At 38.0% G+C, this 13,059-nt stretch carries 7 protein-coding genes, 1 pseudogene and 1 CRISPR repeat array; of the genes and pseudogenes, 7 read left to right on the forward strand and 1 reads right to left on the reverse strand.

Going from position 1 to position 13,059, the window contains the following annotated elements; translation table 11 throughout:
- Positions 1–152: 152 nt before the first annotated feature.
- From cas1f to cas6f, 6 genes are read left to right on the forward strand one after another with little or no spacing between them, the layout of a single operon-like run.
- Positions 153–1,121, forward strand: a complete 969-nt coding sequence (gene cas1f, locus EXE29_RS11530; protein ID WP_120364307.1) for a type I-F CRISPR-associated endonuclease Cas1f — start codon at positions 153–155, stop codon at positions 1,119–1,121.
- The gene (cas3f, locus tag EXE29_RS11535) at positions 1,118–4,504 is read left to right on the forward strand and encodes a type I-F CRISPR-associated helicase Cas3f (protein ID WP_120364306.1); all 3,387 of its coding nucleotides are present in this window, start codon (positions 1,118–1,120) and stop codon (positions 4,502–4,504) included. Before cas1f ends, cas3f begins: the two co-directional genes overlap by 4 nt.
- A gap of 18 nt (positions 4,505–4,522) precedes the next feature.
- Positions 4,523–5,836, forward strand: a complete 1,314-nt coding sequence (locus tag EXE29_RS11540) for a type I-F CRISPR-associated protein Csy1 (protein WP_120364305.1) — start codon at positions 4,523–4,525, stop codon at positions 5,834–5,836.
- Positions 5,836–6,726, forward strand: coding sequence for a type I-F CRISPR-associated protein Csy2 (gene csy2, locus EXE29_RS11545; RefSeq protein ID WP_120364304.1), 891 nt, complete (start codon positions 5,836–5,838; stop codon positions 6,724–6,726). The genes EXE29_RS11540 and csy2 overlap by 1 nt, the downstream gene beginning before the upstream one ends.
- A gap of 24 nt (positions 6,727–6,750) precedes the next feature.
- Positions 6,751–7,764: a type I-F CRISPR-associated protein Csy3 gene (gene csy3, locus EXE29_RS11550; RefSeq protein WP_120364303.1), complete on the forward strand. Its 1,014-nt coding sequence runs from the start codon at positions 6,751–6,753 to the stop codon at positions 7,762–7,764.
- Between the two features lies 1 nt (position 7,765).
- Complete coding sequence (cas6f, locus tag EXE29_RS11555; protein ID WP_120364302.1) at positions 7,766–8,380, forward strand: type I-F CRISPR-associated endoribonuclease Cas6/Csy4; 615 nt, start codon at positions 7,766–7,768, stop codon at positions 8,378–8,380.
- A gap of 131 nt (positions 8,381–8,511) precedes the next feature.
- Positions 8,512–12,142: direct repeats of the CRISPR family, unit length 28 nt; unit sequence GTTCACTGCCATGTAGGCAGCTTAGAAA.
- A gap of 119 nt (positions 12,143–12,261) precedes the next feature.
- On the opposite strand, the gene EXE29_RS11560 is transcribed toward cas6f, so the two are convergent.
- Positions 12,262–12,690, reverse strand: coding sequence for an OsmC family protein (locus tag EXE29_RS11560; protein ID WP_106986726.1), 429 nt, complete (start codon positions 12,688–12,690; stop codon positions 12,262–12,264).
- 147 nt (positions 12,691–12,837) lie between these two features.
- On the opposite strand from EXE29_RS11560, the pseudogene EXE29_RS11565 reads away from it, so the two are divergent.
- A pseudogene (locus EXE29_RS11565) lies at positions 12,838–13,059 on the forward strand (cAMP-activated global transcriptional regulator CRP); the annotation flags it as partial.

Here is a 13,059-nt window from a genome sequence, read left to right on the forward strand (position 1 = left end):
TAAAAAAGCAGAATCATTTCGATTCTGCTTTTTTTATGCATTGGATTATATAAAACTAAACGACACGATTTGTCGTGGTGGTAATTTAGTCGAATTGTATTCGTTATTAAAATTTTTATAATAAAATAAATAACTTCTGAAAAATAAATAAAATGGAACAGCTGAATCCATCCGATTTAAAAGCGATATTGCATTCAAAGCGGGCTAATCTTTACTACATTGAATATGCACGAGTGATGCAAAAAGATGGGCGCGTTTTATATTTAACTGAAGCTAAAAACGAAAATCAGTATTGGAATATTCCAATCGCGAATACTACCGTTCTTATGCTCGGCACAGGAACATCAATTACACAAGCTGCGATGCGCATGCTTGCGAGTGCAGGAGTATTAGTTGGCTTCTGTGGCGGTGGTGGCACACCACTCTTTATGGGCTGTGAAATTGAATGGATGACGCCACAAAGTGAGTATCGCCCGACTGAATATATGCAAGGTTGGATGCAATTTTGGTTTGATGATGCCAAACGCTTAGAGGTGGCAAAACAATTTCAATTGGCTCGAATTGAGTTTATTGAAAAAATTTGGTCTAAAGATCGAGACTTAAAAGAATATGGTTTTCATGTTGATGATCTGGACATTCAACAAGCGCTGAATAATTATACCGCAAAAATTTCACAGCAAAGCAAAGTTGGGGATTTACTTCTTGCTGAAGCAGCAACGACAAAGCAATTGTATAAAATTGCTGCCACACGTACAGGGCTGAAGGATTTTAGCCGTAATCCTGAGCAAGGGGATTTGGCGAATGACTTTTTGAATCATGGAAATTATCTTGCTTATGGCCTCGCTGCAACTACGCTTTGGGTACTAGGAATTCCACATGGCTTTGCGGTGATGCATGGTAAGACTCGACGTGGTGCATTGGTGTTTGATATTGCAGATTTAATTAAAGACGCTGTGGTACTTCCATACGCATTTATCTGTGCCAAAGAAAAAATGACTGAGCAAGAATTCAGACAACAAATATTGCAGAAATTCACAGAGCATAAATGTTTGGACTTCATGTTTGATAATGTCAAAGCGCAAGCTTGCAAAAATCATAATGATGAAGGTGATGCATTATGATTGTGACCTTCATTAGCCAATGCGAAAAGAAAGCCATTCCACGTACACGGCGAGTACTCGATGCTTTTGCTGACCGAATTGGCGATAACACGTGGCAAACCATCATTACAGAAGATGGTCTAATCGCCGTTAAGAAATTATTGCGTAAAACTGTGACAAAAAGTACAGCAGTCAGTTGTCATTGGATACGGGGTAGACGTCGAAGTGAGTTGCTGTGGGTGGTGGGGAATCGGAATAAGTTTAATAACGAGGGAATTGTGCCTGTAAATACAACACAGAAAAAGTTAGATCAAAACAAATGGGAAAATGATTGGCACTATTTACCTTTAATCAAAGCATTAGTCGCAATTTCTGCGTTATTACATGATTGGGGAAAAGCTTCTGTTTTATTTCAAGAAAAACTACAACCAAAGAGTAAAAATGCGAAGAAAGGTGATCCTCTTAGACATGAATGGATTTCTTGCCTATTACTGAATGCACTAGTGCAATCATCAGGAAATACAACAACCGATGAAGCATGGTTGAAAATGCTGATGGAGCAACATTCGCATGAAGATGATTTAAAACAAGCGGTTTTAACAGGTTTAGATCAAACGAAAGCCTTAGATCAATTGCCACCTTTTGCACAATTGGTGGCTTGGCTGATTGTGTCGCATCATCGTTTACCTGATTTAAAAGAAGAAGAACGTCGTAAAGATTATGCCAGTACAAAACGAGAAACATTATCTGCAATGCTGAAAAGCATTAAAGCAGATTGGGGCTATCAAAATAAATTTGATGATGAATATCAACAGCGCGTTTTAAAATGTTTTGAATTTGAGCTGGGCTTATTAAGCCAATCAAACCATTGGACGAAGCAAATTAAAAAATGGTCAGCACGGTTATTACAAGAAACTAAGCATCACAGCATTATTTTTGAAGATGGCAGTTGGCGTGTCATTTTGCATCATGCACGTTTGTGTTTAATGTTAGGGGATCATTATTATTCGTCTTGTGATGCTGATAAGGATTGGGAAACTTCACTGAAATTAATAGCGAATACAGATTTTAAAACTAAACAACCTAAACAATACTTAGACGAGCATTTGGTACATGTCAGTGATAATGCCATGAAAGTGGCACAATCATTAAGCCGTTTAGCTGATGATATGGAACCTGCTTATGATATTGCTAAACTTAAAAAGAAAAGTCCTGATGGGTTTGGGTGGCAAGATCAAGCAGTCAAAGGAATTCAAAGTTTTATTCAAAAACATGAAGATGCTCAAAAACAAGGCTGGTTTATTGTCAATATGGCAAGTACCGGCAAGGGGAAAACTATTGCCAATGCCAAAATTATGCAGGCATTGTCACCAAATGCAGATTCATTGCGTTATATCTTAGCTTTAGGATTAAGAACTTTAACCTTACAGACAGGGGATTCTTATCGTAATGATATTGGCTTGCAAAGTGATGAACTTGCGGTATTGGTTGGCTCAAAAGCGGTGCAAGAGTTACATCAAAAGAATAAATCTAAAGTAGATGAGAATGAAATTAATATAGAAGAAATAGGTTCAGAGTCACTCGAAACATTATTAGACAATGAGCTAGATTACGATGTACTGCCCCAAGCAGATTTTATGAATGTTTTATTTCCACAAAATCAAGCCGAAAAAAATAAAGCATTTTTATATAAACCTGTTTTAGCTTGTACGATTGATCATATTATTTCTGCCACAGAAACAAAACGAGGTGGCAAATATATTTTACCAAGTTTGCGCTTATCTTCTTCTGACCTCGTGATTGATGAAGTTGATGATTTTAATGGACAAGATTTAATTGCAATTGCTCGATTAGTGCATTTAACCGGTATGTTAGGTCGTAAAGTGATGATTTCATCAGCAACGATTCCACCTGCACTGGCTGAAGGATTTTTTAATGCCTATCAACAAGGCTGGCAACTCTATTGTGCCTTTAAAAAAATTAAAAATACGCATGCGGTGGCCATGTGGGTAGATGAATTTAAAACCCAAGTTACAATGGTTGAAGATGTTGAATATATAAAGGAATATCAACATTCTCATGAAAAATTTGTACAAATTCGTGCAGAACAATTGCAACAACAAATCATTAAACATAAGGCTTATATTATTGATTGTGCAGATTTAGTTGTTGCTAAAGAGCAAGTGAAATTAGATGAAAACATACAACAGCAGTATTTTGAACGGATTAAGCAACATGCTGAAAAATTACATCTAGCACATCATACAATTGATCACAAAACTGGAAAAAAAGTTTCTTTTGGCGTGATTCGTGTTGCCAATATTCCGCCATGCGTGGCATTAACCCGATATTTACTCAATGCAGAATGGTCAGAGAACATCGCACCTCGTGTGATGGCATATCATAGCCGACAGGTGATGTTATTACGTAGTGAACAAGAGCGTCATTTAGACCAAGCTTTAAAACGTAAAGAAAAACAAGGCGAACAACCGAAGGTATTTTTAGATACAGACAATGATGGTGTAATTCGTCAGCATTTAGATCGTACTGATGCCGAGCATGTGATTTTTATTTTGGTGGCAACGCCTGTGGAAGAGGTGGGACGAGATCACGATTTTGATTGGGCAATTGTAGAGCCTTCGTCTTATCGTTCCATTATTCAATTGGCAGGACGTGTTTTACGTCATCGGAAAATCAGTCAGCATATTACTCAGCCGAATATTGCTTTAATGCAATATAACTTAAAAGGTTTGCGAGGTGCACAAGTTGCTTTTGAAAAGCCAGGTTTTGAAATAAATACAGGCAAAGGTAATTTTATTTTAGAAAGTAAAAGTCTTTCTGATTTATTGGACGTGCAAAGTATAGAAACAGGAATTAATGCCATTCCCCGTATTCAAGCAAAGCAACCTCTACAAGCCAAGCAAAAATTAGCAGATTTAGAACATGCAGTTTTAGCAGACAGTTTGGCAAGTTATAACAAGATTGGTGCAAAACCGTTAAATGCGTGGCTCACGCAAACATGGTTTTTAACCGCTTTACCGCAAAGATTTGTTCCATTTAGACAAAGCTCGCCAAGTATTCAGCTCTTTGCAGTTTGGCAAGACCGTAAGCTTACATTTTGCATTAAAGATGATTTTGGCAGATATATTAATCGTCAAGGAATGTCTTTTCAAAGTATTGATGAAATTAATCTTAATGAATGTGAAAAATCACGGTTATGGTTTGATCGAAATTACAGCGTCATTCTGCGTCGTATAGCGGTTGATACTTTGCAAGAAAATGAGGATATTGAAACAAAGATAGAAGTATTATCAAAACGTTATGGGGAAATTATGTTGCCTGAATATGATGAAGATAAAGCGTTGTTATATTCAGATCAATTTGGGCTGATTGTCAAAAATTAAAAGATAAAGGAGGGGGATATGAGAGATTTTATCGAGAGCTTTTTAAACTCTAAAAAAGAAGATTTTTTACAAGCGAAGATTAATTCTAAGCTTCGTGGTAAAAAAAATGAATTTGAGGAAGAAGCTCGTTTAAAAGTTAGAGTGGAAAACCAGATTGAAGCAGACGAAAAATATAGTTTGGACACTTGGCTTGAAAATATTGTGCGTAAAGTAAAGCCGAATGTTACAACTCATCCTGCTAAATTTACTAATGCTAAAATTGATACCGATACTGCGCAAATTTTTTTAGGAAATTTTCAAAAAGATGGCTATCTCAAAACAGGTAATGTCAATTTAAAAAATAAAGTTGATGTTTCGGGTAATTCTGCAACAAATACAATGGTTTTTGAATTATATGAATTGTTAGATAGTACTATAAATCAGAATGAAAAATTAATTCATAAATTTGAAAATAATGATGAGTCTCTTCAAAAGTTAATTCAACAACTGAAAGGAGATTTTGATTTTGTCAAAGAGAAATGTCTAAAAGTCTATTATGGTGAAACATCGTTAAGTCAGACACATGGTTCAACACGTCAAGTTTACTTTCCAATAGATCACGATCAGTATCATCTGTTATCTGTAAAAACAGCATCTATGCTGATGTATGAATTAAAGAACCGTATAGATGCAATGGATATTTGGATTGATAAACAGCATGCGCGTACTTTTAAAAAGGATAATAAATTTTTAGAAGGCGGATTTAGTGAAATTTTAGGCTTAACCGAGATTGGATTTAGTCATAACGATTTTTTAAAAATGGGGAATTACAGTTTTTTAAATGTAAAAAACAAGGGGATTTCTTATTTGCTATCAAGTTGTCCGCCAACTTTGGAAAAACGTGCAGTCCGATTGCCTAAAACTGACTTCTTTGCACAGTGTTTATATCGCAAAAATTATCAGGAAAGTTTTGTTCAACTACATAAATTTATGCAGTTAGATATTAATAATATTGATATTCGTACCGCAATACGCAACATCATTGGTTTTTTGATTGATCAAGTTATATTACAGGCATTTACAATTCGTGAGACCTATCCTGAGACGTGGTCAGATCAAGATTATTATCTAGGTTTACCTAAATTACAGCGAATTTGGTTAGATCAGCAATACCAAAATGAACGAGAAAATGATGCTGAATGGCGTGATGAAATTAGCCAAAATATTGCCCGTTGGATTTTACGCAGTTATGAAAAAGCAATTAATGATTCTTATACTTTGGGGACAGGAGAATTATTAGATGTACAACAACGGGTAGAAAAATCATTGCAACAAGCCAAGGAGTTCTTTTAATGCGTCAATTTTTATTGATTCCACATTTAAAAATCCATAATGCCAATGCAATGAGTAGCCCATATACCATTGGTTTTCCTGCCATGACGGCTTGGTTAGGTGCTGTACACGCATTACAACGCAAGCTACACAGCAAAAATGCAGAGATTGAACTGACAAAAATTGCAGTCAGTTGTCATGATTTTAATTTACAGACTTATAAGGGACGTGGTGACTTTGTCCATTCGATTGTAGGAACAGCGAATCCTTTAGATAAAGATGGCAATAGACCTGCCTTTATTGAAGAAGCACGTTGTCACTTGGAAGTATCTTTGCTGATTGAATGTGCAAACATTGATCCTGATGAAAAAGAGGAATTTTTACAGCTTGTACAGCTATTGGTTACAAGCATGAAGTTTGCCAGTGGTGACGTTTTATCAGTTAAGCCTTGTAAGATTTTAAATTTTGACGATGAAGAAGATCAAACGAAACAACTTCGCCCAATTTTAAATCAGCTAATGTTAGGACATGTTCTGATTGAACGTCGTGACTTAGTGCTACAAGGTATGAATGACGGCTTAGATGCTTTAGATGCGGTGTTGGACTATCTCAAAGTGACACATAACTCAACGCTATATGATGATGAAAAGGTGACATGGACATCTAAGCGTAAAGCCCAAGGTTGGCTGGTGCCCATTGCGGTAGGTTTTCAAGGCATTTCTGAACTTGGACAAGCAAAAAACCAACGTGATGCCAATACACCACACCGATTTGCTGAAAGTGTGCTGACTTTAGGTGAATTTGTTATGCCGTATCGTATTGAAAGTATTTATCAACTGTTATGGCAATATCATGTTGATTTAGAAAATAATTTATACCTTTGCCAAAACTTAACAACACAATCTATTTAACTTTATAAAAAAGGATATTCGCTCATGGCTAAAAATGAAAAAGCAGTTGCTAGCGTACTTGCATTTGAAAAAAAACTTGTACCATCAGATGGTTATTTTTATGGAACAACTTGGGAAAATCGCACAGAGCAATCTGCTTTAAAACTAATTGAAAAATCTGTACGCGGCACAATCTCAAACCGTTTAAAAGCTGCTGATGCTGATCCATTAAAATTAGATGCAAAAGTGGAAAATGCTAATCTTCAAATTGTTGATGCTTGTGCATTGGCTGAACATCAAGATACGTTAAAAGTGGCTTTTACTTTAAAAGTATTGGGTGGAATTGAGCAACCATCGGCGTGTAATAATGAAAACTTTTTTAAATCTTATAAAGCAGTGGCGCAGAATTATATTAAAACTTATGGTTTTTCTGAGCTCGCCAAACGTTATGTATTAAATATTGCCAATGCACGGTTTTTATGGCGTAACCGTGTTGGTGCAGAAAAAATAGAAGTTGTGGTTACAGTTAATGATCAAGAATCGGTAAGATTTAATGCCTTTGACTATAAATTACATGATTTTGATACAGTAGATGCCAAAGTAGAGAATTTAGCAGATCAAATTGCACAGGCTTTAAAAGGTGAATTACCTTATTTACTGATTAAAATTGAAGCCTATGCTTTAGTTGGTCAAGCACAAGAAGTGTATCCAAGTGAGGAACTTGTACTTGATAAGGGCAAGGGCGATAAAAGTAAAATTCTATATCAAGTGAATAATGTGGCTGCGATGCATTCACAAAAAGTGGGTAATGCTTTACGCACCATTGATACATGGTATCCAGAATTTGCAGAGCAAAAATCAGCCATTGCAATTGAACCATATGGCGCCGTCACTAATTTAGGCAAAGCATATCGTACACCTAAAGCTAAACAGGATTTCTTTAGCTTATTTGATAAATATGCATTAGGTGAATCTTTAGAAAATGCCGAACAAGAACATTATGTGATGGCTGTACTCGTGCGTGGTGGTGTGTTTGGTCAAAGTGGAAAGGACTCTTAATATGAAGTTTTATCAGGAGATTACCCTGATTGATCAAGCTGAAATCTCATCATATTTTATTTGGTCAAAGCTTTATACACAGTTACATATTGCTTTGGCTGAAATAAAAGATGTTAATGACAAGGTCAGTATTGGTGTGTCTTTTCCTCAATATATTTTTGAAGAAAAGACCGATCAACAAAAAGCCAAAGTCAACTTAGGTAAAAAATTACGCTTATTTGCTCAATCTGAATCCGATTTAGCAAAATTGGATATCCGAAAATGGCTAGAACGTTTAGAAGATTATGTACATATTACTTCTATCCGTGAAGTACCTAGCGACATCAAATGCTATGCAGTTTATAAACGTAAACAAGTGAAAACCAATGCTCAGCGTTTGGCTCGTCACCGTGTAAAACGTGGAGATATTGGCTTTGATGAAGCACTTGCTCGATATAGCAATGTGGTGACAACAACCAACTTGCCGTATATCGAAATGAAAAGTTTAAGTACGTCTGATCAGCAAGGTGAAAAACGTTTTAAATTGTTTATTGAAAAGCGATCTGCTGAAAAATCTGAAACTCAGGTTTTTAGCACCTATGGGCTAAGTTCGGCATCATCTGTACCCGAATTTTAACCCAATATTTTTTCACTCTTTAACAGCTTAATAAAATCAATAGCTTATGATAGTGGTTTAAAACTTGGGTCTTTTTATAGATTTAAGGGTTAAACTGCTGTTATAGCTTTATTTTTTGCTATAAAATTATTGTTCACTGCCATGTAGGCAGCTTAGAAAAATCGAATGATTAGTGCCTTGAGTCTGATCCCGTTCACTGCCATGTAGGCAGCTTAGAAAAATGGGTAACTTCCACAGGCTCCTCATATTCAGTTCACTGCCATGTAGGCAGCTTAGAAACAGAGCCTGTGCATCAGCAAAGTCCTGTTCATGTTCACTGCCATGTAGGCAGCTTAGAAAAATATCCAAATTTTCTAAAAATTCAATATCGCGTTCACTGCCATGTAGGCAGCTTAGAAAAATGGTAGCCCATCACTTGCCCAATACCCCAGGTTCACTGCCATGTAGGCAGCTTAGAAATTTCGCTGCTTCACTATGGATCTTTTGGCGATGTTCACTGCCATGTAGGCAGCTTAGAAATTGGCAATAGGTAGTTTTGCAATTAGATCCAGGTTCACTGCCATGTAGGCAGCTTAGAAATTTCCGTAAAGATTTAGGCCTTGATGATGCAGGTTCACTGCCATGTAGGCAGCTTAGAAAGTGTACTGACTTCATCAAATGTTTCTTTAAGCGTTCACTGCCATGTAGGCAGCTTAGAAATGCTGGTGAATGACAATGGTGTATTACGTGCTGTTCACTGCCATGTAGGCAGCTTAGAAAATCAACAATGCTTGTTCTGCCTAAATCAACATGTTCACTGCCATGTAGGCAGCTTAGAAATCGTGTCTTAAATCATGGAATCTAAAGTCACTGTTCACTGCCATGTAGGCAGCTTAGAAAAGCGTGAGGTGCGCATTTCGGCAGCAGTAGGGGTTCACTGCCATGTAGGCAGCTTAGAAACAAGTAGATGAAAGCACGCTTAGTGCCAAGTCGTTCACTGCCATGTAGGCAGCTTAGAAAAATACAGCATTTACTTTGTCAAACTGGATAGCGTTCACTGCCATGTAGGCAGCTTAGAAATTTCGGTGGCATTGGTTTAGAAATAATTAACCGTTCACTGCCATGTAGGCAGCTTAGAAAAATTCGAGATTTAGCGGCTGGAAAGCAACCAAGTTCACTGCCATGTAGGCAGCTTAGAAACAGCTGTTTCAGTGTATTTATAATTACATCAAGTTCACTGCCATGTAGGCAGCTTAGAAAACAGTTATTACATTTAATCATGGCCTTGCTCCGTTCACTGCCATGTAGGCAGCTTAGAAACCAAGAACAGTAAGGGCAATCAAAGTCATACAGTTCACTGCCATGTAGGCAGCTTAGAAACAAGGCTGTCATCAATACATTTAATAGTGATTGTTCACTGCCATGTAGGCAGCTTAGAAATGATTGGTCAAACATTCACGTATGATATGTGCGTTCACTGCCATGTAGGCAGCTTAGAAATAATGATTGCCAGTGATAGCCCATTACCTGCCGTTCACTGCCATGTAGGCAGCTTAGAAATGGGCAAAGCGCCAGATAGATCCAAACATCTTGTTCACTGCCATGTAGGCAGCTTAGAAAATTAAGCAATTTCTCTACCGCATCAATACTCGGTTCACTGCCATGTAGGCAGCTTAGAAAGACAAATAGTGGCATTTCTTCGATTGAAGATTGTTCACTGCCATGTAGGCAGCTTAGAAATTTACTTTTTCGAGATAACCATATATTTCTTGCGTTCACTGCCATGTAGGCAGCTTAGAAAATTCGGACGCACTTCAATACATAGTCCAGAATGTTCACTGCCATGTAGGCAGCTTAGAAAGTTCGTCGGTAGATTAAAAATAAATCAAAATAGTTCACTGCCATGTAGGCAGCTTAGAAAAATGTGTATTGGCACGCTTACCACTAATATGAGTTCACTGCCATGTAGGCAGCTTAGAAAAATTTGAACAGTCCTGCATCGTCTATGATATGGTTCACTGCCATGTAGGCAGCTTAGAAAATTAGCAAGAGATAAAGCGATTCAGGATAATGGTTCACTGCCATGTAGGCAGCTTAGAAATGATAACTTTTATTTGAAAGTTAATGAAAAAAGTTCACTGCCATGTAGGCAGCTTAGAAAAATGCAACAATGCGATCCGACAAGAGCTTATGGTTCACTGCCATGTAGGCAGCTTAGAAAGCCAAGCACTTGAGGTGGCATAGTGGATTTAAGTTCACTGCCATGTAGGCAGCTTAGAAAATCGGAATCCTACGATCCAGACGATGAAGAATGTTCACTGCCATGTAGGCAGCTTAGAAAATTAAGAAAATCATGATGTCTGCTTATGAAGCGTTCACTGCCATGTAGGCAGCTTAGAAAATTGAGCGGTGGATCATTCGGTATTCAAACCGGTTCACTGCCATGTAGGCAGCTTAGAAATATGCGTTTCAAAAATGTAGAATTCGTTGTAGGTTCACTGCCATGTAGGCAGCTTAGAAAGTCAGTCGGGTACGTTCCATCGCACTCTACGAGTTCACTGCCATGTAGGCAGCTTAGAAAGACTCGACAATGTAAGTCCCGTTCAAATTAATGTTCACTGCCATGTAGGCAGCTTAGAAATTTGTCAATAATAGCTGTATTTGATGATAGATGTTCACTGCCATGTAGGCAGCTTAGAAAATGTGTCTGCATACGCTTCTGCGGTTGCGTGTGTTCACTGCCATGTAGGCAGCTTAGAAACATCCCTCCAACAGCCATTGCACCGCTAGTCATGTTCACTGCCATGTAGGCAGCTTAGAAAACGACACGGAAAAAGTCAGTTTGCTGTTAGCAGTTCACTGCCATGTAGGCAGCTTAGAAAGCCAAGTATTAGTGCGGAAATGAATAGACCACGTTCACTGCCATGTAGGCAGCTTAGAAAGATCTATACAAATACTATCGCTCTGCAACCGCGTTCACTGCCATGTAGGCAGCTTAGAAATCGATCAGTAGAAAGTCTGCAATTTCCCAAGAGTTCACTGCCATGTAGGCAGCTTAGAAATATGGTGTTCAATCCAAACGATGCGGAAGCAAGTTCACTGCCATGTAGGCAGCTTAGAAATGAACCCAAACAACGGATTGCTGCATAATTGTGTTCACTGCCATGTAGGCAGCTTAGAAATGAACGCGAAAACCCTTGACACGGTGATCCACCGTTCACTGCCATGTAGGCAGCTTAGAAATAGTGGTAGACCATTTAATTTCGCATCTGTTAGTTCACTGCCATGTAGGCAGCTTAGAAAAGATTGCGTCAAAAGGCTTTGATGTGGCAACAGTTCACTGCCATGTAGGCAGCTTAGAAATTGCGCTATGCGTGAAAATGCTAAACTTAGTGGTTCACTGCCATGTAGGCAGCTTAGAAATAGAAAAGATGCGCCCATTTCTGAGCGCGTTTGTTCACTGCCATGTAGGCAGCTTAGAAATTTTGTGCCATCCTGAAGAATGACCCCTAAGTGTTCACTGCCATGTAGGTAGCTTAGAAAAGAAATACAATTAAGTGCTCAAGAAATAATTGGTTCACTGCCATGTAGGCAGCTTAGAAATTATGAAAATATGATTTACATTTAGGGCATTCGTTCACTGCCATGTAGGCAGCTTAGAAATCGCACTTAGTCAAGTGGAAGTACAAAAAACCGTTCACTGCCATGTAGGCAGCTTAGAAAATGTAGCTTTTGTACTGGGATCAGCTTTTTGGGTTCACTGCCATGTAGGCAGCTTAGAAATATCACAAAGGTACTACCTACAACTCCTAACCTAATTATTTACAGATAACTAAATTTTCAAACATAAAAAAGCCCTAACACGAATTAGGGCCAATTTATGCAAGCTTTGGGTTTAAGTTTTAAACCGCTTCAGCTTCTAAAATTTCAAAATCATGGGTAATTTCTACGCCACCGTCCATGAGCATTTTGCTCGCAGAACAATATTTTTCAGCAGAAAGCTCAACCGCTTTCGCCACTTGCTTTTCTTTTACACCTTTACCTGTAACTACAAAGTGCAAATGAATTTTGGTAAATACAGCAGGAATTGTGTCTGCACGTTCAGCGCTTAAGTCACAACGAACAGCCGTAATATCTTGGCGTGCTTTCTTTAAAATGGTCACAATATCAAAAGAAGCGCAACCACCAAGGCCATTCAAAATCAATTCCATTGGACGCGGACCGCGATTTTCACCGCCGTATTCTGCCGAACCATCCATGATTATGCTATGCCCGCTCTGAGTTTTTGCCTCAAATGCAACATTCTCTAGCCAATGAACACTTGTTTGCATTGCAAGTCCCTAAAAAAAGCTATAAATTTACGAAGTACCTGTACACTAACATAAATTGAGCTGATAAGGAATTTCATCTCTTGCGTGTGACACGTTCATTTTAGGTCTTGTGCGATCTATAAATTATCCATATTCGGAACTGTTAGCATGACTTCAAACTTTTCACAACTTAGCACAGATGCACTGTCACCTGGCCAACTACCAGACTCAGTGAAAGCATTATTAAAACGTGCATATATCAACCGTTACCCAAAACGTACAACGATCGTTGATGCAGGGTCAGAATCTAAATCTTTGTATTTAATTCTGAAGGGGTCTGTATCCATCATTCTTCGTGAAGACGATGAGCGTGAAATTGTCGTAGCATAT

The organism is Acinetobacter sp. WCHAc060006 (genome assembly GCF_004209135.1).
In the GTDB taxonomy this organism is placed as follows: Bacteria; Pseudomonadota; Gammaproteobacteria; order Pseudomonadales; family Moraxellaceae; genus Acinetobacter; species Acinetobacter cumulans.

Bases quoted from the DNA above. Each gene is read 5' to 3' on its own strand.
- EXE29_RS11560 (WP_106986726.1), bottom strand. From the start codon at position 12,690: ATGCAAACAAGTGTTCATTGGCTAGAGAATGTTGCATTTGAGGCAAAA.
- cas6f (WP_120364302.1), top strand. From the start codon at position 7,766: ATGAAGTTTTATCAGGAGATTACCCTGATTGATCAAGCTGAAATCTCA.
- csy3 (WP_120364303.1), top strand. From the start codon at position 6,751: ATGGCTAAAAATGAAAAAGCAGTTGCTAGCGTACTTGCATTTGAAAAA.
- cas3f (WP_120364306.1), top strand. From the start codon at position 1,118: ATGATTGTGACCTTCATTAGCCAATGCGAAAAGAAAGCCATTCCACGT.
- EXE29_RS11540 (WP_120364305.1), top strand. From the start codon at position 4,523: ATGAGAGATTTTATCGAGAGCTTTTTAAACTCTAAAAAAGAAGATTTT.
- cas1f (WP_120364307.1), top strand. From the start codon at position 153: ATGGAACAGCTGAATCCATCCGATTTAAAAGCGATATTGCATTCAAAG.
- csy2 (WP_120364304.1), top strand. From the start codon at position 5,836: ATGCGTCAATTTTTATTGATTCCACATTTAAAAATCCATAATGCCAAT.